The organism is Cobetia sp. 4B (genome assembly GCF_018831605.1).
Classification (GTDB): domain Bacteria; phylum Pseudomonadota; class Gammaproteobacteria; order Pseudomonadales; family Halomonadaceae; genus Cobetia; species Cobetia amphilecti.
On the sequence record NZ_CP059843.1, the window covers coordinates 383,539 to 405,733 of the forward strand.

20 protein-coding genes are annotated in these 22,195 nt (G+C 64.2%); 17 read left to right on the forward strand and 3 right to left on the reverse strand.

What is annotated here, in order from left to right; translation table 11 throughout:
- Positions 1 to 485 precede the first annotated feature (485 nt).
- The 4 genes from H2O77_RS01760 (at position 486) to H2O77_RS01775 (ending at position 3,756) form a co-directional block, all read left to right on the forward strand.
- Positions 486 to 1,196, forward strand: coding sequence for a response regulator (locus H2O77_RS01760; protein WP_043334706.1), 711 nt, complete (start codon positions 486 to 488; stop codon positions 1,194 to 1,196).
- 3 nt (positions 1,197 to 1,199) lie between these two features.
- Positions 1,200 to 2,861 (forward strand): ATP-binding protein, encoded by a 1,662-nt coding sequence (locus H2O77_RS01765; RefSeq protein WP_215823768.1) that lies wholly within the window; start codon positions 1,200 to 1,202, stop codon positions 2,859 to 2,861.
- Between the two features lie 24 nt (positions 2,862 to 2,885).
- Positions 2,886 to 3,335: a lipocalin-like domain-containing protein gene (locus tag H2O77_RS01770; RefSeq protein ID WP_215823769.1), complete on the forward strand. Its 450-nt coding sequence runs from the start codon at positions 2,886 to 2,888 to the stop codon at positions 3,333 to 3,335.
- Positions 3,336 to 3,549: 214 nt separating this feature from the next.
- Positions 3,550 to 3,756: a cold-shock protein gene (locus H2O77_RS01775; RefSeq protein WP_043333698.1), complete on the forward strand. Its 207-nt coding sequence runs from the start codon at positions 3,550 to 3,552 to the stop codon at positions 3,754 to 3,756.
- A gap of 239 nt (positions 3,757 to 3,995) precedes the next feature.
- Here the strand turns inward: H2O77_RS01775 and H2O77_RS01780 are convergent, their stop codons facing one another.
- Positions 3,996 to 4,907, reverse strand: a complete 912-nt coding sequence (locus tag H2O77_RS01780; protein ID WP_054555293.1) for a LysR family transcriptional regulator — start codon at positions 4,905 to 4,907, stop codon at positions 3,996 to 3,998.
- A gap of 615 nt (positions 4,908 to 5,522) precedes the next feature.
- Here H2O77_RS01780 and H2O77_RS01785 point away from each other — a divergent pair.
- Both H2O77_RS01785 and H2O77_RS01790 read left to right on the forward strand, forming a co-directional pair.
- Positions 5,523 to 6,503 carry an MliC family protein gene (locus H2O77_RS01785; RefSeq protein ID WP_215823770.1) on the forward strand — a complete coding sequence of 327 codons (981 nt, stop codon included), beginning with the start codon at positions 5,523 to 5,525 and terminating at the stop codon, positions 6,501 to 6,503.
- Between the two features lie 153 nt (positions 6,504 to 6,656).
- Positions 6,657 to 7,286: an NAD(P)H-dependent oxidoreductase gene (locus H2O77_RS01790; protein WP_043333701.1), complete on the forward strand. Its 630-nt coding sequence runs from the start codon at positions 6,657 to 6,659 to the stop codon at positions 7,284 to 7,286.
- A 110-nt stretch (positions 7,287 to 7,396) separates the two neighbouring features.
- Here the strand turns inward: H2O77_RS01790 and H2O77_RS01795 are convergent, their stop codons facing one another.
- Positions 7,397 to 8,023, reverse strand: a complete 627-nt coding sequence (locus H2O77_RS01795; protein ID WP_043333702.1) for a YigZ family protein — start codon at positions 8,021 to 8,023, stop codon at positions 7,397 to 7,399.
- Between the two features lie 26 nt (positions 8,024 to 8,049).
- Positions 8,050 to 8,526, reverse strand: a complete 477-nt coding sequence (locus tag H2O77_RS01800; protein WP_043333703.1) for a LexA family transcriptional regulator — start codon at positions 8,524 to 8,526, stop codon at positions 8,050 to 8,052.
- Between the two features lie 474 nt (positions 8,527 to 9,000).
- On the opposite strand from H2O77_RS01800, the gene ccmA reads away from it, so the two are divergent.
- The 11 genes from ccmA (at position 9,001) to H2O77_RS01855 (ending at position 22,086) form a co-directional block, all read left to right on the forward strand.
- Positions 9,001 to 9,756: a cytochrome c biogenesis heme-transporting ATPase CcmA gene (gene ccmA, locus H2O77_RS01805; RefSeq protein ID WP_215823771.1), complete on the forward strand. Its 756-nt coding sequence runs from the start codon at positions 9,001 to 9,003 to the stop codon at positions 9,754 to 9,756.
- Positions 9,753 to 10,475, forward strand: coding sequence for a heme exporter protein CcmB (gene ccmB, locus H2O77_RS01810; RefSeq protein ID WP_215823772.1), 723 nt, complete (start codon positions 9,753 to 9,755; stop codon positions 10,473 to 10,475). The genes ccmA and ccmB overlap by 4 nt, the downstream gene beginning before the upstream one ends.
- A 165-nt stretch (positions 10,476 to 10,640) precedes the next feature.
- On the forward strand, positions 10,641 to 11,408 hold the full coding sequence (locus H2O77_RS01815) for a heme ABC transporter permease (RefSeq protein WP_215824450.1): 768 nt from the start codon (positions 10,641 to 10,643) through the stop codon (positions 11,406 to 11,408).
- Complete coding sequence (gene ccmD, locus H2O77_RS01820) at positions 11,405 to 11,671, forward strand: heme exporter protein CcmD (protein WP_240548674.1); 267 nt, start codon at positions 11,405 to 11,407, stop codon at positions 11,669 to 11,671. The genes H2O77_RS01815 and ccmD overlap by 4 nt, the downstream gene beginning before the upstream one ends.
- A gap of 81 nt (positions 11,672 to 11,752) precedes the next feature.
- On the forward strand, positions 11,753 to 12,259 hold the full coding sequence (gene ccmE / locus H2O77_RS01825) for a cytochrome c maturation protein CcmE (protein ID WP_213113724.1): 507 nt from the start codon (positions 11,753 to 11,755) through the stop codon (positions 12,257 to 12,259).
- Positions 12,259 to 14,259, forward strand: coding sequence for a heme lyase CcmF/NrfE family subunit (locus H2O77_RS01830; RefSeq protein ID WP_276315237.1), 2,001 nt, complete (start codon positions 12,259 to 12,261; stop codon positions 14,257 to 14,259). The genes ccmE and H2O77_RS01830 overlap by 1 nt, the downstream gene beginning before the upstream one ends.
- A complete protein-coding gene (locus H2O77_RS01835) occupies positions 14,256 to 14,834 on the forward strand; it encodes a DsbE family thiol:disulfide interchange protein (protein ID WP_215823773.1) in 579 nt (192 codons plus the stop codon). Before H2O77_RS01830 ends, H2O77_RS01835 begins: the two co-directional genes overlap by 4 nt.
- Before the next feature lie 53 nt (positions 14,835 to 14,887).
- Entirely contained in the window at positions 14,888 to 15,379 is a 492-nt protein-coding gene (locus tag H2O77_RS01840; RefSeq protein ID WP_192838727.1) for a cytochrome c-type biogenesis protein, read from the forward strand.
- The gene (gene ccmI / locus H2O77_RS01845) at positions 15,376 to 16,743 is read left to right on the forward strand and encodes a c-type cytochrome biogenesis protein CcmI (protein ID WP_215823774.1); all 1,368 of its coding nucleotides are present in this window, start codon (positions 15,376 to 15,378) and stop codon (positions 16,741 to 16,743) included. The genes H2O77_RS01840 and ccmI overlap by 4 nt, the downstream gene beginning before the upstream one ends.
- A 295-nt stretch (positions 16,744 to 17,038) precedes the next feature.
- Positions 17,039 to 20,560: a chromosome segregation protein SMC gene (gene smc / locus H2O77_RS01850; protein WP_215823775.1), complete on the forward strand. Its 3,522-nt coding sequence runs from the start codon at positions 17,039 to 17,041 to the stop codon at positions 20,558 to 20,560.
- Positions 20,561 to 20,973: 413 nt separating this feature from the next.
- Positions 20,974 to 22,086, forward strand: coding sequence for a cell division protein ZipA C-terminal FtsZ-binding domain-containing protein (locus tag H2O77_RS01855; protein ID WP_240548675.1), 1,113 nt, complete (start codon positions 20,974 to 20,976; stop codon positions 22,084 to 22,086).
- Positions 22,087 to 22,195 lie beyond the last annotated feature (109 nt).

Here is a 22,195-nt window from a genome sequence, read left to right on the forward strand (position 1 = left end):
TCAGCCTTGTCGTCGAGAAACTCGATCAGGCTCAGGCGGGGCAATCGGCGCCCGGGCTGAGCCTGATAGCGTTCATGAGACACGGTTCCAGCAGCCTTGCGTGACTGCCGTCCCATACGCTGATTCATGCTTTCGGGGCTTGACAATCGTCGCCATGATCTATGGGTGTCGACGTCGCCAAAACCCTACATATGGGGTGTGAGCTGGTTTTGGACACAAGATAGTGTTGTTTGGTGGGGCGTGCAAGTGGATAACTTGTGGGTAAGGTGTGGTTGAAAATCCGGCCTTGCCGCTGGGGGATGTCAAGAGTTCAGGTGTTAAATTTTCTGCGCTCCGTCAATGCAGATGGTGCCTGCGCTGCTGGCGCGTAAACGCCCAAATTGGCGTATCATTCGTGACAAATCACCCTGAAAAGGTTACGACGTGGCACAGGAAAGTAACTGCTTGTGAGCTGCTGGCCACGTTGACCCAACGATGCGGATGGAATGCCCTTGGATACCAATGCGCAAGAACATGTATTGATTGTTGAGGATGACGAGCGTCTGGCGACACTGACGCGCGAATACCTCGAAGCCAACAACTTCCGCGTGAGCGTCGAGAATGACGGCGCGCGGGCGGTGGACCTGATCATCAGTCTGCGCCCCGACATCGTGATTCTGGACCTGATGCTGCCGGGCGAGGATGGCCTGTCCATCTGTCGTCGCGTGCGGCCTCAGTTCGCCGGGCCGATCCTGATGCTGACGGCGCGTACCGATGACATGGACCAGGTGCTGGGTCTGGAGATGGGCGCCGACGATTACGTGCCCAAGCCGGTGCAGCCGCGTGTATTGCTGGCACGCATGCGGGCCTTGCTGCGTCGCGCCGATGGCCCCGAAGTGGCCGCCGGTGAGACGCGCCTGGTGTTCAATGATCTCGAGATCGACAACGCCACCCGTGAGGCATGGTTGGCGCGCGAGCGCATCGAGCTGACCAGTGCCGAGTTCGACCTGCTGTGGCTGCTGTCCTCGAACGCGGGTCGCGTGCTGACGCGCGAGGAAATCTTCTCTGCGCTGCGCGGCATCAAGTACGACGGCCAGGACCGCTCCATCGACGTGCGTGTCTCGCGCATCCGCCCCAAGATTGGCGATGACCCCAATCATCCTGAGCGGATCAAGACGGTGCGCAGCAAGGGATACCTGTTCGTCAAGGACCTCTAGACGATGCGCCGGGCTCTCTCCGACAGCATCTTCCTGCGTGTCTATGTCGCCTTGCTGGTGGCATTGGTGCTCACGCTGGGCATCGCGCTGGGTGGCTTTCAGCTGACCAACATGGTCCGGCTGGAGGCCTACCAGACGCGTCTGGGCGCAGCGCCGATGCGCCTGCTGGTGAGCCAGATCGCGGCCACGCCGGAGGCTGAGCGCGGGGCCTTCCTCAAACGGACCGCCCGGCTGCTGGATGGGCGGTTGTTGCTGGCACCGGCGGCGGTCTTTGACCTCAGCTGGTGGGAGCAGCGCCGCCTTGAGGCCGGGCGGCCGCTGGTGCGGCCACATGATGACGCCGGCTGGCAGCTGCTGATGGCGGTGCCGGGCGAAGAGAGAGTGCTGGAATTCCGGCTGCTGCATCTCGCGGAGCGGCAGTTGCGCGGGTTGATGGTGTCGCTGCATGACACCCTGCAGCCCATGAATGCCGAGCAGCGCAGCGACTTGCTGGCCCAGCTGCAGCAGGCCTCGGGTCTGTCCTTCGCGCTGCTGCCGGACATTCCGCAGAATCTCGATGCGCAGCAGGCCAGTCGCCTGGAGGCCGGTCGAGTGGTGCTCAACGTGGCCAGTCACGGTCAGGCGATGGCGCTCTATACTCGTCTGGGGGACCGCGCCATGCTCAAGGTCGGGCCCATCCGTGGCTTCGAGACGACACCGCCGGCCTTGATCATCGCCATGATACTGGCGGTCATCAGTCTGCTGGGCGGCGTCATCTATCTGGTGGTGCGTTCACTGGAGGCGCGCCTGACGCGTCTGGAAAAGGCCGCGACCCGCATCGCGGGCGGCTATCTCGATACGCGGGTGCGCATCGAGTCCAATGACTTTCTCGGGCGTCTCGGCATGGCCTTTAATGGCATGGCCGAGCGGGTGCAGGGGTTGCTGGGCGCGCAGCAGGACATGATTCGGGCGGTCTCACATGAATTGCGCACGCCGGTGGCGCGTATCCGCTTCGCGCTGCAGATGATCGAGGACATGGTCGATGATGATTTCGTCCAGCGTCAGATAAAGGGCGCAGACGGCGACATCGAGGAACTCGACAAGCTGATCGACGAGATCCTGACCTACGCACGCCTCAACAATGCCGCCGGTATCCAGCTGGACCTCGGCATGGTGGATTGCCGCGAGATCGCGGAGCAGGTCTGCGAGACGCTGGCGCCGCTGCATCCTGAGTTGCTGCTGAGCATCGAAGGCGAGGCGCTGGAGGTCGAGGCCGAGGCACGCTATCTGCAGCGGGCGCTGCAGAATCTGGTCTCCAATGCCTGCCGGCACGCGGATTCCCGTGTGCTGGTGCGCATCACCAGTGACCCGCAGGTGGTCAGGCTCGATGTCGAGGACGATGGCCCCGGCATCAACGAGGAAGATCGCAAGAAGGTCTTCAAGCCCTTCGCGCGCCTGGACGATTCGCGTACGCGTGCCTCCGGCGGCTACGGGCTGGGGCTCTCCATCGTGCAGAAGATCCTGCATTCCCACGGCGGCAGCGTGGTGGTGGACAAGGGCAGGTCGCTCAAGGGCGCGCGCTTCAGCCTGTTGCTGCCACTGACCTCCAGCCAGCTGGAACGCAAGGCGCCTGTGCCCTTGCCGCCGGTCAAGCCGCCGTCACTCCAGGACGAGCACGCCACCTGATCACGACCGTTTGAGGAATCGGCCATGCGGCAATCTCCCTTGTCACTGCATCCTGACTTGATCGGCGCGTGGCGGCTCGAGCGTTTCTGGTATGCCTGGCCGGATGGACGCGAGCTGGAGCCGCTGGGCGAGTGCAAGGGCCAGCTGCATTACATGGCCAATGGCTATATGAGCGTGCAGCTGGTGTCCTGTGAGCGTCAGCCTCTGGGAATGGCGCCGACGGATGATCAGCTGGTCGCCGCCTTTCGTGAGGGCTTTGCCTACTGTGGGCGCTGGCAGTGGGACAGTGAGCGGGAGGAGGTCTGCCATCATCTGTCGCTGGCCACGATCGCCGATTGGGATGAGGTGACGCTTGTGCGGCGCGTCACGCTCGAGGGAGACCACCTGCTACTGGGCACCGATGCGCCGAATCTGCAGCTGCCGGAAGGGGGATTTCTGACCTGGCTGGAGTGGCATCGCTTGGCGACTGTGTGAAGTGATTGTCGAAAAGGCTTGACGTGATCATGGGTTAGCGTGCAATGTAGCCCCTGTTGGATAGCAAGACGCACCACTCAGTCGCCTGTGCTGCTCGGTAAATCGCCTTGAGCGCCCCGAGAAGCCTCGCTGATTTGATGCATGGTTTTGCTTTGCCCACGCTCTTCGGGTAATGCCCGTTATTTCAAACATGCTAATCAGAGAGGAATTTCTCATGGCTACAGGTACAGTTAAGTGGTTCAACGACGCTAAAGGTTTTGGTTTCATCGCTCCGGCTGACGGTGGTGACGATCTGTTCGTTCACTTCTCCGAAGTCCAGGCTGATGGCTTCAAGACCCTGCAGGACGGCCAGCAGGTCTCCTTCGACGTGACCCAGGGCCAGAAAGGCCTGCAGGCAGCCAACGTCAAGGCTATCGACTGATCATCACTCATTGCGGAATGCTTTCCGCTTGAGATGATAGATGTCAAGAACCGCCCCAGCTCATGCTGGGGCGGTTCTGTTTGTGCTGAAGAAAAAGTCTTGCGCGCAAGCCGTAGTGATATGGCGCGAACAAGCAGTGATCAGCAGATACACGAAAGCCCCACCAATCGATGCCTTGCGGCCTGTCGAGTGGTGGGGCTTTCGTGTATCTATCCCTCGTAAGCGCTGAGGCCCGGGTATCAGGCAGGCTTCACGCCACTCAGCACCTCGAATGATGTCTCACGGGCGGTACGCAGGAAGTCGTCCATCCACGGCGTGCCGAGCAGATCTTCTCTGACGGCGGCGTAAAGCGTCGCCCAGACACCGTCGCCCAGCGACAGGCCACGCACGTAATCGCGTGTCAGATACTCGGCCAGCGCCCAGTTGGGGAGCGCTGTGACGCCGCGGCCGCTGGCGACCAGCTGCATCATCATCACCGTCATCTCGGCGCTGCGGATCTCACGAGGGCTCACGTTGGCGGGTTCGAGGAACTGGGTGAAGACGTCCAGGCGATCATGCTCGACCGGATAGATGATCAAGGTCTCGTCACACAGGTCCTGCGGCTCTACATGGCCCTTGATGGCCAGTGCATGCTGGCGTGCCACGGCCAGCATGACCTCATAGCGGAACAGCGGAATGTACTGGATGCCGGTCATCTCCACCGGGTTGGCGGTGATGACCAGGTCCAGCTGCTCGCGGCCCAATGCCTGCAGGGGAGCGAAGCTGTGGCCCGAGGGGATATCGACTTCGATCTCCGGCCAGTGATCGCGGAAGCGATCCACCGTCGGCATCAGCCACTGAAAACAACTATGGCACTCGATGGCCATGTGCAGCCGGCCTTGTTCGCTACCCGCCATGCGAGCAATGTCGCGCTCAGCCATGCGGAACTGAGGCAGTACCTGCTCTGCCAGCGACAACAGGCGCTGCCCGGCGCGGGTGAACTCCACGGGGCGCGTCTTGCGGATGAACAGCGGCGCGCCCAGGCGCTCCTCGAGGTCCTTCAGCTGATGGGACAGGGCGGACTGGGTGAGGTGGACACGCTCCGCGGCTTCGACCAGCGAGCCAGCATCACGCAGGGCCAGCAGGGTACGCAGATGGCGCAATTCAAGCATGATGAATGGTGCTCATGTTGAGAGGTTGAGTGAAAAAGGTGCGTTGTGAACGGCAAGTTGGAGACAGGCCAGTTGAGACAGGCAAGCCGAGAACGTTAAGTTGAATGCCCTGGGGCAAGCCGCGAGCGGGTCAATCACTCCCGCGAGACTGGATCAGTGGGGGAGTGGTAGCGGGATCTCCCCCTGCCAGGCCACCATCGTGTCGCGCGGCTGCCCGAGAGCGCTCATGACACTGTCTCATATTCATGGCGATTCGCGTATCACTCGGGGCGGCGGAACACGAAGGGTGACGGAGTCAGGCGCCAGGAGGGTGTCATGCAAGGCCGGCAGGGCACGCGCCTTGTACCCTCAGTGCATTCCCATCCCCACAAGCCTCACTGCGCTTGATAGACTTTGGCAGGGTGCGCCAGGAAGGCCGCCGTCTCCGCCTTGAAGTCCAGCCATGCCGCAGTGTCTCATCATCAGAGTCCTGCGCTGCATCTTGTCGTCCGACATGCCCAGGGAGGGTTCATCATGTCACGTCATTGCTGTCGTCTTTTTGCCATTTCCCGTGCGTTGCCCCATAGGTGGGCCGCGAGTCTCACGCCAGGGATGATCGCTGCCGGTCGAGCGGGCTTGCGCCTGTCGCCTCTGGCGGTGCCCATGCTGCTGGCGGGATGTACCTCCCTGCCGTGGAGTCAGGATGCCGCGTCAGGGGCGGATGCTGGCCAGCCGCCGCTGAAGGTGCCGGCCCCCGCACAGGACCCGGGCCCCGTGGTGCATGAGGTGGCGAAGAAACCTGCGCCGCCCAGTGCGGAATCGTTGGGCAAGGCCGCTGCGGTGACCTTGCCCTCCAGTTTTCTGCCACCGCCCCGGGCGAGTGAGTATCAGGTGTGGCGCTGTACTCCGGCGCAGGATCTGCTGATGGCCTTCAGCGAAGGCGACGCCGAGGCGTCGCATGACTGGTTGCGGCTGTGGTCGCGGCGGCATGCCTATACCCTGGAGCGGGTCGTCAGTGCCTCCGGGGAGCGCTATCAGGCCAATGCCGGTGCATCGCCGGCCGAGAAGGCGTCTGGTGATGTGCAGGCGTTGCCCGGTGAAGAGGGACTGGAGGTGTGGTTCAAGGGGGCCGAGGCGATGCTGCAGAATGCCCGCGGCAATCTGGAATGTGTGCAGGATGATCGGCGCGTGATTCATCCGACGACGCAGAAGCCGCTGTTGGTGGCGCAGGGCAATGAGCCCGGCTGGCAGGTCAGTCTCGACAGCGAGCACAACCTGCTGACGCTGACGGCCATGCAGGGCTTGCTCGAGTCGCCGCACGAGGCGCAGGCATCCGAGCGCACTGCAGAAGCGGAGGCTGACGCTCGCTCGTCAGGTGTCCAGGTGGTGAAGCTGCCTTATCGGGTCGCCCGCGAGGCAAACGATAGCCGTGTGCTCAAGGCGCAACTCCCGGCTGGCGGCAAGCAGGGCGAGCCATTGCAGCTGGTGGTCGCGCCGGGCGCCTGCTTCGATTCCATGCAGGGCGCGCCCTATCCACTGACGGCGACCTTGACGATTGCAGGGCAGGAATTGAAGGGCTGTGGCGAGGCGTTCCGTTATCAGTCGGCAGTCGAATAAGGGTGATGACTGACTAATTATTCGATTTTTTCGAATGATATGGGCGATTTAAGTCGCTTTTCGTGTGGAATGGTTCATTTATCATGCTGTGCATGCGGATCGGGTCGAACACCGTCGACAGGATCGCGCCTCACTTTCATGGAGACCTTCCACATGTCAAAAGCTTCGCTCAATGTCCTGCTGGTGTCTGCTTCCCTGTTCGCCGACAAGGGCAATTCACGTGCGCTGGCCTCATCCTTCGTCAGTGCGCTCGAGGCCTCCGGGCAGCCATTTCAGCTGACGCATCATGATCTGGTCGAGCGTGACCTGCCGCATCTCGATGGCGCGGAAATGCAGGCCTGGATGACGCCGGCGGATGAGCGTAGCGCCGAGCAACGCAAGCTCGCCGCACTGTCCGATGGTTTTCTGGCCGAGCTGAGAGCGGCAGACCTGCTGGTCGTTGCGGCACCGCTCTACAATCTGGGCCTGCCGACGCAGATGAAGGCGTGGTTCGACCGGGTGCTGCGTGCCGGCGAGACCTTCCGCTATACCGAGAAAGGGCCGGTGGGCCTGCTGGAAGGCAAGCAGGCGCTGGTACTGGCGGCGCGTGGCGGCATGTACGCGGGCACTGAAATGGATTCCCAGACACCGCACCTGAAATCCATGCTCGGGCTGATGGGTATCACGGATCAGCACTTCGTGTATGCCGAAGGCCTCAGCATGGGCGATGAGCCCCGGGCCGCCTCGCTGGCCGAGGCCAAGGCAGCCATCGCCAATCAGGTGGAAGCCCTGCAGTTCCGCTGAGAGAAGTGAAAACACGAACGCCATCGCCGCCCGGACAAGGGGTGGCGATGGCGTTCGTGTTTGTGGAGAGCCAAAGGGAGGCGCTGGCGCCAGTCAGTCGCTGGTGCAGATCAGTCGCGGGAATCGAGCACTTCCAGCGCTCCCTTGAGGCGCGCATGCAGTTCTTCCAGCGGCGGCTGGGCGCCACCTTGCGGCCAGCCCGCCGTCAACACCACGCCATCGGCACCATAGTCGCTGGCATCCACCGGCACATCGTAGCCGCTCAACCAGTGGCGAACATCGGCTTCATGGGCGAAGCCGACCTTCAGGCGCCTGGGTGTGCGCGGTGTGAAGGTCGTGGTGGGCAGGTGCTCGAGGGCCTCGAGCACCGCGCGGCTGTATGCCCGCGCCAGGCCACCGGTACCCAGCTTGATACCGCCGAAGTAGCGGATCACCACACAGGCCACCTGGCCGACGCCACTGCCTTCGAGCACCTGATACATCGGCCTGCCAGCAGTGCCGCCCGGCTCGCCATCATCGGAGAAGCCGATGGCATTCTGCTCATTGGGTGCCCCGGCGATGAACGCCGTGCAGTGATGGCGTGCGTTGGGGTGGGCGAGATGCGCCTGAGCCAGCAGCCGCGTCATGCCTTCTGGCGTCGGGGCATGGGCCAGCCAGGCGATGAAGCGGCTCTTCTCGATCTCGATGCTGTGTTCATGATGCGCCTCGGGCGCCAGTGCCGGTATCAGATAGGTCATGGCACCATCTTACCAAAGCGTCGCCCTCAGTGAGTGACGGCATTGCCGCGCACCACGCCCATCACCATGCCCAGCACTTCGATATCGGCATTCTTGAGATAGATGGGGGCCATGCTGTCGTTGGCCGGTTGCAGGCGCACGCCGGTCTTCTCGATATACAGCTTCTTCAGCGTCACTTCCTGCTGGTTGATCATCACCACGGCGGTCTCGCCGTTCTCGGCGCTTTCGCTGCGTTCGATGATGATGATGTCGCCATCATGGATATTGCAGTTGATCATCGAATGGCCGCGCACGCGCAGGGCGTAGGTGTTGCGGCGCACCATGCGCGTCGGCACGGCAACCGTACCGCAGTCGGCGATGGCTTCGATGGGCATGCCGGCCGTGATGTTGCCGAGCAGCGGGATATCCATCATGTCGCTGGCGGTGATTTCCTGCCAGGCCTGGTCATTGAGCGGCAGGTTGTGAAGACGCTGAAGGTAGTGCGGAGCGTGAAGACGTGACATGAGCTATCCCCTGATGCCGTGCGGTCGGCGCGGATGGTGCGTCGGCCTGCGGTGCAGCGTGGAGGGTCGTCAGGCTGAGTTCATCTGTCGCCTGCTAGGCTCCGCGAACATGCTGACAACGCGTTGAGCCGACCCGATCAGTCTGTGCCTGCACTCGGCAGGCGTGTGATGAAGGTACTGTATGGATACTGTTTTTGTATACAGTGTCTGCATCATAGCAAGCTCTCGCGAAGTGGCAAGAGGTGAGCGGATCGACTGGCGCCAATCCAGCGAAAGTGTGTCGTATGAATGTGCACCACATGTCGCTGATATATTTCTCGAGTGCTTGACTGCCCGTCATGGCGGGGCTGCGAGGCCAGGCGATCGGCTGCTCGGTGGTCAGTGTCGACCTCAGCTCGTAGAATGGCTCGCAGTGACCCTTGAGGTCAGCCCTTGATGTCGCACTCCGCGACGGCTCAGCCGCGAGAATCCGGGATGCCCAGCTTGCCTGCCAGCGATGAAGTCTGTAGCGCGCCGCCTCTGTTGGCGGTCGTGGCGCTCGGCTGTGAGCGTGACGAGCGCTGGCTGTTCGAGGGGCTGGATCTTTCGCTGCATGCGGGAGAGATCCTGCAGGTCGAGGGCCCCAATGGCAGTGGCAAGACGACCCTGCTCAAGATTCTGTCCGGTCAGTTCCATGACTACGAGGGCGAGGTGCTGTGGCGCGGCCAGGCCACCTCGCGGGTGCGTGACGACTTTCTGGGCTCACTGCTCTATCTGGGTCACCAGCCCGGCATCAAGGGCACCCTGACCGCCTTGGAAAACCTTGCCTGGTATCAGGCGCTGGGCGGTCAACCGCAGGCGAAGGCAGAGGCCCGCCGCGAGCTCGCCTGGGCGGCGCTGGACGCCGTGGGGCTGGCCGGTTTCGAGGATGTGCCTGCCCAGCAGCTGTCCGCCGGCCAGCAGCGACGTATCGCGCTGGCGCGGCTGCATCTGACGCCACGCCAGCTGTGGGTGCTCGATGAGCCCTTCACCGCCATTGATCGTGATGGTGTTCAGGCACTGGAGGCATTGCTGCTGGCTCACGCCCAGCGTGGGGGCAGTGTGGTGATGACGACCCATCATCGCTTCTCGCAGGCCTCGCGCTTGCGCCGCCTATGCCTGGGCGCGAAGGAAGGGGAGAAGGCCGAACAGGGTTCAGAGCAGGGCATGGGCGGGAAAGACACAGCCTCGATACAAGGCGCCTCGGCATGAACCATGATCTGCTGACGGCACTGCCCGAGGCCCCGCCCACCAGCTCGCTGGCCGGTGCCTTCAAGGCGACCCTCGCGCGCGATCTGCGTCAGGCGCTGCGCCGACGCAGTGAGCTGATCAATCCGCTGGTGTTCTTCGCCCTGGTGATCACGCTGTTTCCGCTGGGCATCTCACCGGACAAGGCGCTGCTGGCGACGCTGGCACCGGGCCTGCTGTGGGTGGCGGCATTGCTGGCGACGCTGCTGTCACTGGACGGTCTGTTCCGGCAGGATCTGGAGGACGGCAGCCTCGAGCAACTGCTGCTGACGCCGCAGCCATTGCCGTTGCTGGTGCTGGCCAAGGTGGCGGGCCACTGGCTGCTGACCGGCCTGCCGCTGGCGCTGATGGCACCCTTGCTGGGCGTGATGCTGGGGCTGCCGAGCGGCGCCTTTGGCGTGTTGATCGCCTCGCTGGCGCTGGGCAGCATGAGTCTGTCATTGATCGGCGCGATCGGTGCGGCACTCACGGTGGGGCTGCGGCGCGGCGGGGTGCTGCTCTCGCTGATCATCCTGCCGTTGTACATTCCGGTGCTGATCTTCGGTGCCGGCGCCGTACAGAGCGCCGTCAACGGCATGCCCAGTCTGGCCCATCTGGCCATTCTGGGCGCGATGCTGGCGCTGGCCCTGCTGCTGGCACCGCTCGCCATCGCCGCCGGACTCAGGCTGAGCATCAATGGCTAGCCCGATCAAGAACTGCATGACGCTGCCCGAGCATTCTCGGGCATTCGCAAGGCTCTTCATTGCCCCTGACAAGAGGCCCGTGTGACCGCCGACTCCGACTCTCCGCAAGCGCCTGCCCGCAAGGTTCGCCCCCGCAAGGGCGGGCTATGGCCGTGGCTGCATCGCATGGGCGCACCGGCGACCTTCTTCGCGGCCAGCCAGCGCTGGCTGCCATGGTTCTGGGCCCTGGCCATCATCTCGCTGGTGGCCGGCAGTGTCTGGGGGCTGGCCTTCGCGCCCGCCGACTACCAGCAGGGCAACAGCTTCCGCATCATCTATGTGCATGTGCCGGCGGCGATTCTCGCCCAGTCATGCTTCATGCTGCTGGCGGTGTGCGCGCTCATCTTCCTGGTGTGGAAGATCAAGCTGGCGGACATGGTCGCCACGGCCGCCGCGCCCGTCGGTGCCCTGATGACGGCGCTGGCGCTGTTTTCCGGCTCGGTGTGGGGCATTCCCACCTGGGGCACCTGGTGGATCTGGGATGCCCGGCTGACCTCGATGCTGATCCAGCTGTTCCTGTATCTGGGCGTGATCGTGCTGCGTGGCTCCTTCGCCAGCCGTGACAGCGGTTCGCGCGCGGCCTCGATCTTGGCGCTGGTCGGCATGGTCAACATCCCGATCATCAAGTATTCGGTGGACTGGTGGAGCACACTGCATCAACCGGCCACCTTCACGCTCAGCGAAGCGCCGCCGATGCCGGCCAGCATGTGGATCCCCTTGCTGATGATGGTGATCGGCTTCTACGCCCTGTTCGGCGCGCTGGTGCTGATGCGCACGCGGGTCGAGGTGCTGAGGCGCGAGAGTCGCAAGCAGTGGGTGCGTGATCTGCTGAGTCCGTCTTCGCGTGCGCGCCCCGATGCTGCGGTGGTCGCGGCAGAAGGGGATAAATCATGAACCTGCCGGGCATCGCCTTCTCGAGTGTCAGCGAGTTCTTCGCCATGGGCGGCCATGCGCTGTATGTGTGGTCGGCCTGGGGGCTGACGGCGGCGTGTCTGGTGGGGCTGGTGATCGCCACGCGGCTGTCGCGTCGCGCGCTGGAGTCGGATATCCGTCGCCGCCTGCGTCGTGATGCTTCCCGTCATTCTTCGCACCCTGCTTCACACCGCGCTTCGCATCGTTCGTCACATCAGGCTTCGCGCCACAGCTCTCGTGATTGAATCTGTTTTCTGCCTCCCGCGGCGGTTGTCCCGCTGACCGCGAGAGGCTTGACCGTCCCTTGCCCTGATCGAGCCCTGACCATGACTCCCAAACGCAAGCAGCGCCTGTATATCGTCACGGCCATCGTGCTGCTGGCCGCCCTCGCGGTGGGCCTGACCCTCTATGCCCTGCGCGCCAACATCAACGCCTTCTATACCCCGACGCAGATCGCCAGTGGCGAAGCGCCCCAGGGGCGGCAGATCCGTGCGGGCGGCATGGTGCGTGATGGCAGTGTCAGGCGCGACAACGAGACGCTGGATGCCATCTTCACCGTCACGGATTTCGATCATGACGTGACGGTGCATTATCAGGGCATCCTGCCGGACCTGTTCCGTGAAGGGCAGGGCGTGGTGGTGATGGGAACCTTCGATGGTGAGCATCTCGAGGCCAGCGAGGTGCTGGCCAAGCATGACGAGAAGTACATGCCGCCGGAGGTGACCGATGCACTCAAGGCCTCCGGGCGTGATGTGTCTGGTAACAGGACGGGCAACCTGACCAGCGACAGCAGCGCAGCCAAGGCCGCGCTCGATCCGCAGGAGACCCCGTGATGGTGACGCAACTGTTGCCGGAAATCGGCCACTTCGCGCTGATTCTGGGCGCCTGTCTGGCCTGTGTGCAGGCGGTCGTACCGCTGGCGGGGGCCAGTACGCGCCGTCCGCTGTGGATGAGCTTCGCCCAGCCGATGGCCTGGGGGCAGTTCCTGTTCGTGCTGATCGCCTATGCCTGCCTGACCGCGAGCTTCCTGCTGGATGATTTCAGCGTCGCCTACATCGCCAACAACTCCAACAGCCAGCTGCCGTGGTACTTCAAGTTCAGCGCCGTATGGGGCAGCCATGAGGGCTCGGTGCTGCTGTGGAGCATGATACTGGCCGGCTGGGGCTTTGCCGTCTCGCTGGGCGCGCGCCATCTGCCGCGCGACATGCTGGCACGGGTGCTGGGCATCATGGGGCTGATCTCCACCGGCTTCATGGCCTTCGTGCTGCTGACCTCCAATCCTTTCGCGCGCCTGCTGCCGGACATGCCGGCTGACGGCGCGGACCTCAATCCGCTGCTGCAGGACATCGGGCTGATCATCCATCCGCCCATGCTCTACATGGGCTACGTGGGCTTCTCGGTGGCGTTCGCGTTCGCGATGGCGGCACTGATGGGCGGGCGTCTCGATGCCGCCTGGGCACGCTGGGCGCGCCCCTGGACCAACATCGCCTGGGCCTTCCTCACCGTCGGCATCGCGCTGGGCAGCTGGTGGGCCTACTACGAGCTCGGCTGGGGCGGCTGGTGGTTCTGGGACCCGGTGGAGAACGCCTCCTTGATGCCGTGGTTGGCCGGTACCGCCCTGATCCACTCGCTGGCGGTCACCGAGAAGCGCGGCGCCTTCAAGAGCTGGACGGTACTGCTGTCGATCTTCGCCTTCTCGCTGTCACTGCTGGGTACCTTCCTGGTGCGCTCCGGCGTACTGACCTCGGTGCACGCCTTCGCCAGCGACCCCGATCGCGGGCTGTTCATTCTGGTGCTGCTCGGCATCACCGTCGGTGGCTCGCTGCTGCTGTTCGCGCTGCGCGCGCCGCGCGTGCGTTCGACGCTGGGCTTTCACTGGCTGTCGCGGGATGCCTTCCTGCTGGTCAACAATCTCGTGCTGCTGGTGATGATGGTCACCGTGCTGCTGGGTACCCTCTATCCGCTGGTGCTGGATTCGCTGGGGCTGGGCAAGATCTCGGTGGGCCCGCCGTACTTCAATGCGCTGTTCGTGCCGCTGACCACCCTGCTGTGTGCCTTCATGGGCCTCGGGCCGGCCTCGCGCTGGAAGCAGATGCCGGGCCGCGAGCTTACGCGTCGCCTGGCGCTGGCCGGCTGCGCGGCACTCGTCATCGGCGGCCTGCTGCCGCTGACGCTGGATATCGAGTGGAGCTTCTCGGTGGCGCTCGGGCTGGTCATCGCGCTGTGGGTGGTGCTGCCGCTGCTGCGCGACCTGTGGGACAAGAGTGCCTCGAAGGCGGGTCGCTGGGCGGGGCTCAAGCGCCTCACGCCCAGCTACTGGGGCATGCAGCTGGCGCATCTGGGGCTGGCGGTGACCATCGTCGGCGTGACGCTGGTCTCCAATACCGAGGTCGCCGATAACGTGCGCATGGTGCAGGGCAAGGAAGTCAGCGTGGGCGGCTATCAGTTCCGCATGACAGAACTTGGCGAATATCGTGGCCCCAACTACCTGTCGGACCGCGCCACGGTGGAGGTCAGCCGTGATGGCAAGGCGGTGACGACACTGCATCCCGAGAAGCGTCTGTTCCTGGCCAGCGGCATGCCGATGACCGAGACCGCGCTCGATGCCGGCTTCACGCGTGACCTCTACGTCGCCATGGGCGAGAAGCTGGATGACGACAGCTGGGCGGTACGCATCCAGGTCAAACCCTTCGTGCGCTGGCTGTGGCTGGGCGCCCTGCTGATGGGGGCGGGCGGCGTGATCGCCGTGCTGGATCGCCGTTATCGCCGCCGTGTCGAGGCCAGCACGGCGTCTGACACCCGCACCCTCGTCACACAGGAGGCTCGCCCATGAATGTTCGTCGTCTGGTGCTGTTCGTGCCGCTGGTGGTCGTGGTGGGGCTGGGTGCCTTCCTCTACCAGCGCCTCGATGATGACCCCTACGCACGGGACTCCGCGCTGCTGTCGCGGCCCTTTCCCGAATTCTCGCTCAGCACCTTGAGTGATCCGCAGGCGCGCCTCGATGCTTCGCTGCTCAAGGGGCAGGTCAGCCTCGTCAATGTCTGGGGCGAGTGGTGCCCGACCTGCAAGCACGAGATGCCGCAGCTGCTGGATCTCGCCGAGCGGGGCGTGCACATGGTCGGCGTCGACTACAAGGACACCCGCGCCAAGGGCCGCCAGTTCCTGGAGGAATTCGGCAACCCGTTCAGCGTCAATCTGTTCGACCCCGACGGCACCCTGGGCTTTGATCTCGGCGTCTATGGGGCACCGGAAACCTTCCTGGTCGATGCCGAGGGCGTGATCCGCTATCACCACACCGGCTACATCCGCCCCGAAGATGTCCGCGACGTCATCCTGCCGACGCTGGAGCGCATTGCAGAGCCAGCGACTGACGCAGCCAGCACGCCCGATGAGGAGGCCAGCTCATGAAATCCGTGCTCAGGAGTTTCGCCATCCCGCTGGTGCAGGCGCTGGTGGTGCTGATGTTTCTTGCCTGGCTGTCAGCCGGCAAGGCGCAGGCCGCCATCGAGATGCATCAGTTCGACAACCCGGTGCTGCAGAAGCGCTACGACAGCCTGACCGCCGCGCTGCGCTGCCCCAAGTGCCAGAACCAGGCGATCGGTGACTCGGACTCCCCCATCGCCGGTGACATGCGTCAGAACGTGGCGGACCTGCTCAAGGACGGCCGCAGCGACAGCGAGATCCAGAATTTCATGGTCGCGCGCTTTGGCGAGTACGTGCTCTACAACCCGCGCCTCGATGGGCGCACCTGGCTGCTGTGGGGCGGTCCGGCTGTTTTGATCCTGCTTGGCTTGCTGGTCGTGACCCTGATCGTGCGCGCCCGGCGGCGTGCGCGAGTGCGTGCGCTGGATGATGATGAGCAGGCGCGCCTGTCGGCATTGCTCGCCACGCACCGCCAGGCCGTTGATGAGCAGCCCGGCGCTGGGCAACACACTGCCAAGGAGCGCTCATGATCCTGTTATGGCTGGCGATTGCCGTGCTGTTGATTCCTGCCGGCTGGCTGTTGTTGCTGCCGTTGCGGCGGGCGCGTCGCGTGCATGCCGATCAGCAGGCGTTCGAGGACAACGACAGCCTCGGCGCCGAGAACGTGCGTGTCTATCGGCGTCGACTGGCCTCGCTGGAGCGCGGCCATGCGCGCGGCGAGCTGGATGACACGGCGCTGGCGGAAGGGCGGGTCGAGCTGGAACGCAGCCTGCTGGAAGACGCCGAATCCCTCAAGCGCTCTCCGCTCAAGGCGGCCAGCAGCGGGCGCGTGCTGGTGCCCGTGTTGCTGGTGGCGATGGTGGCAGGCTCGCTCTACTGGTATCAGCGCGAAGGCGCGAGCGGGGACCTGGCGCTGGCGCAGGCGATTGCCGCCACGCCGATCCATGATGCTGTCAGCTTCGAGGCGCGCATCGCCCGGCTGCGCGCCGAGGCTGAGGCCCAGCCCGACAACGCCAAGGTGTGGATGGCGCTGTTCCCGCTCTACCGCGATGCCGGCCGTCTCGATGAGGCCATGCAGTCGCTCGAGGCGTTGATCGCGCTCGAAGGCCGCGTGCCTGCGCTGATCGCGCAGCTGGCGCAGCTCAAGTTCTTCGCCGCCCAGCGCACCCTGACCGATGAGGTCCAGGCTCTGGTCGATGAAGTGCTGGCGGCCGATCCGCGTCAGCCGACGGTACTCGGCCTGCTCGGGATCGAGGCCTTCGATCATGCCCGCTATCCCGAGGCCATCGATTACTGGCGCAAGGCGATTGCCGGCTTCGAGAACCCCGATGCCGCCAAGGCGCTGCGCGAAGGCATCAAGGCCGCGCGCCAGCGCATGGCCAGTGCCGGTGATGTCGATGCCTCGGTCGCCCTGGCCAACTCGGTCGCGCCAGATCAAGGCGCGGCGGCTCAGAGCACTGCGACTGGTCAGGACAGCAAGGAGGGCGCTGCACGTCTGACGCTCAAGGTGTCACTGGACCCGGCGCTTGAGGCGCAGCTGGCGGCGCTGCCGGTCAGTGCCGAAGCGGCGACCCTGTTCATCGTGGCACGTGATGGCGAAGGCAAGCTGCCGCCGCTGGCAGTGGTGCGCACCACCGCGGACAAGCTGCCGCTGACGCTCACTCTGTCGGACGACAATGCCATGGCCCCGATGGCGCGGCTCTCGATGGCCGAGCGCGTCACGCTCGTGGCGCGCATCTCCGCTTCCGGGCAGCCGACGGCCCAGCCGGGGGATCTCGAAGGCAAGCTCGAGAATGTCATCGTCACGCGCAGTGCTGACGCCGGTGACGAGAAGGGCACTGATGCATCACAGGCGCCGCTGGCACTGCGCATCGATCACCGCATCACTCAGTAAGCCGCGATTGGCCCCTGGCCCGCGCGATGACGGCTTCGTTTGTCATTGCGCCGGTTGGGGCCATCGCCGCTTTTGGGTAGACTGCGCGCTGGTTTTTCGAAAATACCCTCGATGACCGGCTGTCTCGTCGTAAGGACATGTTTACCTTGTGGCGGTGCGGGCTCTTATCGAAAGGCCTGCGACGCTGCGGTATTTCAGGTTTTCCTGCGTCAGAGCTTCTTTCTCCAGAACTTATTTCTTCAGAACTTATTTCTTCAGACCTTCTTTCTCCAGACTCAAGGACGCGCCAGGCGCAATGCGGCTCAAATCGATCAAGCTGGTCGGCTTCAAATCCTTCGTCGATCCGGTCACCGTGCCCTTCGACAGCAACATGACGGCGATTCTCGGCCCCAACGGCTGCGGGAAATCGAACGTCATCGATGCTGTGCGCTGGGTGATGGGCGAGTCCAGCGCCAAGAATCTGCGTGGCGAGTCGATGACGGACGTCATCTTCAATGGCTCCACCGGACGCAAGCCGGTGGGGCAGGCCTCCATCGAGCTGACCTTCGACAATGCCGATGGTAGCCTCGGGGGCGCCTGGTCCGAGTACGCCGAGATCGCCGTCAAGCGTCTGGTGACGCGCGATGGCCAGTCCGGCTACTTCCTCAATGGCCAGAAGTGTCGCCGGCGTGATATCGCCGATGTCTTCCTCGGCACCGGCCTCGGGCCGCGCTCCTACTCCATCATCGGTCAGGGCATGATCTCGCAGCTGATCGAGGCGCGCCCGGATGACCTGCGCAGCACCCTCGAGGAAGCCGCGGGCATCTCCAAGTACAAGGAGCGCCGCCGCGAGACCGAGAATCGCATGAAGCGCACCCAGGAAAACATGGAGCGCCTGGATGACCTGCGTGAGGAGCTCGACAAGCAGCTCGAGCGCCTCAAGCGTCAGGCCGAGGCCGCCAAGCGCTATCAGACCCTCAAGCAGGATGAATACCGCCTCAAGGGCGAGCTGGCCGTGCTGCGTCGGCGGGGCCTGCGTGCGCAGCAGCGCGAGCAGCAGTCACGCGTCGCGGAGCTGGAAACCGGCGTCGAGCGCGAGATTCTCGGGCAGCGTCAGTGCGAGAGCCAGCTGGAAGAGCAGCGCTATCAGCACGACGAGCTGGCGGGAGAGCTGGAAACCCATCAGGCCGCCTTCTATGAGACCGGCGCCCAGATCGCGCGCCTCGAGCAGAGCCTCGAGCATGCCCGCACCCGTGAGCAGCAGCTGGCGGCGGACCTCGAGATGGCCCGCCGCGAGCTGAGCGACATACAGCGCGTCGAGGGCGAGGACGGCGAGCGCCTCGAGATGATCGATGCGCGCCTGGAAGACATCGCCCCGGAACTCGAGCTGGCCCGCGAGACCCTCGAAGGGCTCGAGCTGTCATTGGAGGAGGCCGAAGAACGCCGCCAGGACAGCCAGAGCGAGTGGGAGCGCTTCAGTCAGGCCGACAACGAATCCCAGCGTGGTGCCGAGCGGGCCCAGAGCGAGATCCAGCAGCTCGAGAATGCCATCGCCGACGCCGAGCGCCAGCGCGAGCGCCGCCGCCAGCAGCTGGCGGAGCTGCCGGATGTTGCCGAGTTGCGTGAAGCCCGCGAGGAGCTGCGCGAGCAGCTCGATGAATTGTCGCTCAGCGGCGAATCGCTGGAGTCGCGCCGCGAGCAGGCCAATGAAGCCCGTGAGCAGGCCCAGGCCGATCGTCTGGCGCTGGATGGTGAACGCGATCAGCTGCGCCAGCGTCGCAACGTCTTGCAGGGCGAGAAGGCCTCGCTTGAGGCATTGATCGACGCGGCGCTGCGTGACGACGATGACAGCCTGGCGAGCCATCTGGAGCAGCATGGGCTCGCCGAGACCCCGGCGCTGGCCGAGGGGCTCGAGGTCGCCGAGGGGTGGGAGTCGGCCAGTGCCTGGGTGCTGGGCCCCTTCCTCAAGGCGCGTCTGGCGGCGAGCGAGCCGTCGCGTCTGGCCACGCTGATGGATGAGCTGCCCGGCGGCGAGCTGTTGCTGGTCGATGGCACGCCGGCGTCCAGCGCGGCAGCCCGCCCAGAAGGCACACTGGCGGCGCAGGTGAGCGGCGCGGATGCCTTGGCCGGTTGGCTGGCCAGCATCCACTGTGTCGAGTCGCAGGCAGCCGCCTGGGCCAGGCGTGATTCGCTGGCCGCACATGAGAGCGTGCTGACGCCGGATGGTCTGTGGTTGGGGCAGGGCTGGAGCCGCCGTCAGGTGGCCGGTGAACGTGCCGATAGCGTCATCGCCCAGCGGGCGCGCCTCGAGCAGGTCGTGCTGGAGCTCGAGTCACTGGATGAGCGTCTCGAGGAGATCGAGACGCGTCTGGCCGCAGCCGCCGAACAGATTGCCGGCGCTGAGCAGCAGCTCGAGCATCTGCGCGTCGAAGAGCGCGAGCTGGGCGAGCGCCAGCGTGAACTCAGTCTCAAGGAGGCCGGCATCGCCAGCCGCCTGGAGCATGTCGATGGTCGCGCCCGAGAGCTGGATGAGGAGCTCGAGCAGCTGGCGGAAACGCGCGAGACTCAGGCCCTGACGCTGGAGGAGGCGCGCGAGCGCTGGCAGCAGGCATTGGAGGCGGTCGAGAACAACGCCCAGTCGCGCGAGTCGCTGGAGCGTTCACGGCGCGAACATCAGGAGGCGCTGGCCGGGCTGCGTGCCCAGCTGGCGCCCGCGCGCGAGCAGGTCAATCGTCTCGACATGGAGCGTCAGCGCCTGACCACCGAGCGTGACGGCATGCAGGGCCAGCGCATGCGGGCCGTCGAGCAGCGCGAGAAGCTCGCCGAGCGCATCGAGATGCTCGAGGCCAGCCGCGAAGAGGCCTCACTGCCGCAGGAAGAAGAGCGCGAAAAGCTCGAGATGCTGCTCGAGACACGTCTGTATCAGGAAACCAAGCTCAACGCCTGTCGTGACAAGACTCATGAATTGGTCGAACAGATGCGTCAGGCGGAACAGGCGCGTCAGACTCATGAGCGCAATCTCGAGGGGATTCGCCAGCGCCTCGAGGAAGGCCGCATGCAGGTGCAGGCGCTGACCCTCAAGGGCGATGCGCAGGACGAGCAACTGGTGGAACTGGGTTATGACGAGGCGGCGATCACGCAGCTCGAGGACGAGCTGGACCCCAATGCCACCGAATCGGCCTGGAGCCACAACCTCGAGCAGATCGGCGAACGCATCAAGCGGCTGGGGGCCATCAACCTGGCGGCCATCGAGGAATACGACCAGCAGGCCGAGCGTCGCAACTATCTGGAAGCCCAGCATGCCGAGCTGAGCGAAGCGCTGGAGACCCTCGAGCGCGCCATCCGCAAGATTGACCAGGAAACACGGGTGCGCTTCAAGGACACCTTCGACAAGGTCAATGCCGGAATCCAGGCGCTTTTCCCCAAGATCTTCGGGGGCGGAACCGCATGGTTGACGCTGACTGGTGATGATTTGCTGGAGACGGGAGTCGCGATCATGGCGCGGCCACCGGGCAAGAAAAACTCCACCATTCACCTGTTGTCAGGCGGCGAGAAGGCACTGACGGCACTGGCGCTGGTCTTCGCCATCTTCCAGCTCAATCCGGCCCCGTTCTGCATGCTCGATGAGGTGGATGCACCGCTGGATGATGCCAACGTCGGACGCTATGCGAGGCTGGTGAAGGAGATGTCGGAAAGCGTACAGTTCATCTATATCACCCATAACAAGATCGCCATGGAAGCGGCAGATCGGCTGATGGGTGTCACCATGCAGGAACCCGGCGTCTCGCGCCTTGTCTCTGTAGGGATAGAAGAAGCTGCCGTGCTTGCCGAAGCGTGAGGGAAAAGCCGTTCAGGAGGGCAAGGTCATCCTCCGGCGCGGTAGCCAGTGGCCGCCTTGGCGGCCTAGTTGGCAAGATCGTGTTGCATCTAGAGATCGAAAGCACTACGAGTTTGCGTCATAGTGTCAGTCAGGGATAATTGAAGGGCGATTGCGCAGGTCACCACCACAGGATTGACATTCGAAAAAATGTCCCCTTTTTCTGCAATCGCGCTATGCTGTTCACGTGCATGGTGCCCAAGCAAACAGGCTAATGACCCATGGAATTGAGAGAGTGGCTCATCTTGTTGGGGTTGGTGCTGGTCGCAATCATCGTCGTTGACGGTGTGCGCAGGCTCCAACGTCAACGTCGAGTACCCCGACTGGATCGAGCGGGTACAGAGGATTCCACCGACGATGCGGGCAATCCCGCGGTGGAAGAAGAGGAAGAACGTGACAACTGGGAGCTGCCGAACGGCGGCTACCGGGTGGTTGGCGATTCCGAGACGCATGCCGAGGACGAGGAAGATGTCGTGCTCGACAATGCGCACGGCATCAAGGCCTCGCGGGTGACGCAACCGAGTCGTCCGGCGCAGCCCATGGAGCGTCGTGAAGCGCCGGAGCGCAAGGGCTTCGGCGAGCGTGCGGCTGCCTTCGGTGCACGTGCCAGCCAGTCGATGCGCGACGTGACGGCCAGTCTGGGCGCACGGCGTGATGATGAGCATGAGCACGACGATGCGCATCGTGAGCCCGTGCTCGGCAGCGCCTCCAGCGAGCAGACCGAGACGGCGCGCGAAGAGGACTTCCATGAGAAGCCGGTGATCACCGCCGAGGACGACAGCATCAGCGTCTCCTCCACCCAGGCCGATGATCTCGAGCCGATGGCCGAGATCGAGGAAGGTCAGGATGCCAGGACTGAGGCGTCCTCCGCTGGCAAGCCGGCCGATGTCGCCGACAGTGCTTCCCAGCGCCAGGAACCTTCACTGGAAGCGGCCACAGCGCCTGCTGCCGATGCCACAGCGCCCGAGGATGATCGTCATCCGCTGGTGCTGCGTGCCGAACGCAATCAGGTCGATGACCAGCTCGCACGTGACACCCTGGCTGATGCCAGTGAAGTCATCATCATCTCGGTGATGGCGCGTGGCGACGAAGGTTTCAGTGGTGAAGACGTGCTGGGCATCTCGCTGGCCTGTGGTCTGCGTCATTCCGAGATGGGGCTGTTCCTGCGCCACGAGGAAGATGACGATGACAGCCCGCTGCAGTTCGCGATGGCCAACGTGGTCAAGCCGGGTATCTTCAAGCCGGCCGAGATGGTGGACAGCCAGCTGGATGGCGTCACCTTCCTGATGCCGCTGCCGGGCGCGGATGACACCTCTGCCGCCTTCGAGACCATGGTCGAGATCGCCATGCTGCTGGTGCGTCGTCTGGGTGGTGAGCTGAAAGACGAGAACCACAGCGTGATGACGGCCCAGACCATCGAGTTCAAGCGCCAGCAGGTGCACGAGTTCGAGCGTCGCAATCGTCTGCATCGCTACCAGGCCAACTGATCGACTCCCCAGCCATTCTCTGAGTCGACCAGTCATGCCAGAACGCCAACGGCGACCTTCGGGTCGCCGTTGGCGTTTGCGTGTCCTGCCGGCCTTTTGCAGCCTCTGA

Coding starts and splice junctions, on each gene's coding strand:
- H2O77_RS01795 (WP_043333702.1), bottom strand. CDS start 8,023: ATGACCTATCTGATACCGGCACTGGCGCCCGAGGCGCATCATGAACAC.
- H2O77_RS01800 (WP_043333703.1), bottom strand. CDS start 8,526: ATGTCACGTCTTCACGCTCCGCACTACCTTCAGCGTCTTCACAACCTG.
- H2O77_RS01760 (WP_043334706.1), top strand. CDS start 486: ATGCCCTTGGATACCAATGCGCAAGAACATGTATTGATTGTTGAGGAT.
- ccmA (WP_215823771.1), top strand. CDS start 9,001: ATGCCCAGCTTGCCTGCCAGCGATGAAGTCTGTAGCGCGCCGCCTCTG.
- H2O77_RS01835 (WP_215823773.1), top strand. CDS start 14,256: ATGAATGTTCGTCGTCTGGTGCTGTTCGTGCCGCTGGTGGTCGTGGTG.
- smc (WP_215823775.1), top strand. CDS start 17,039: ATGCGGCTCAAATCGATCAAGCTGGTCGGCTTCAAATCCTTCGTCGAT.
- H2O77_RS01765 (WP_215823768.1), top strand. CDS start 1,200: ATGCGCCGGGCTCTCTCCGACAGCATCTTCCTGCGTGTCTATGTCGCC.
- ccmD (WP_240548674.1), top strand. CDS start 11,405: ATGAACCTGCCGGGCATCGCCTTCTCGAGTGTCAGCGAGTTCTTCGCC.
- ccmI (WP_215823774.1), top strand. CDS start 15,376: ATGATCCTGTTATGGCTGGCGATTGCCGTGCTGTTGATTCCTGCCGGC.
- H2O77_RS01815 (WP_215824450.1), top strand. CDS start 10,641: ATGGGCGCACCGGCGACCTTCTTCGCGGCCAGCCAGCGCTGGCTGCCA.
- H2O77_RS01830 (WP_276315237.1), top strand. CDS start 12,259: ATGGTGACGCAACTGTTGCCGGAAATCGGCCACTTCGCGCTGATTCTG.
- H2O77_RS01775 (WP_043333698.1), top strand. CDS start 3,550: ATGGCTACAGGTACAGTTAAGTGGTTCAACGACGCTAAAGGTTTTGGT.
- H2O77_RS01780 (WP_054555293.1), bottom strand. CDS start 4,907: ATGCTTGAATTGCGCCATCTGCGTACCCTGCTGGCCCTGCGTGATGCT.
- ccmB (WP_215823772.1), top strand. CDS start 9,753: ATGAACCATGATCTGCTGACGGCACTGCCCGAGGCCCCGCCCACCAGC.
- H2O77_RS01790 (WP_043333701.1), top strand. CDS start 6,657: ATGTCAAAAGCTTCGCTCAATGTCCTGCTGGTGTCTGCTTCCCTGTTC.
- ccmE (WP_213113724.1), top strand. CDS start 11,753: ATGACTCCCAAACGCAAGCAGCGCCTGTATATCGTCACGGCCATCGTG.
- H2O77_RS01770 (WP_215823769.1), top strand. CDS start 2,886: ATGCGGCAATCTCCCTTGTCACTGCATCCTGACTTGATCGGCGCGTGG.
- H2O77_RS01840 (WP_192838727.1), top strand. CDS start 14,888: ATGTTTCTTGCCTGGCTGTCAGCCGGCAAGGCGCAGGCCGCCATCGAG.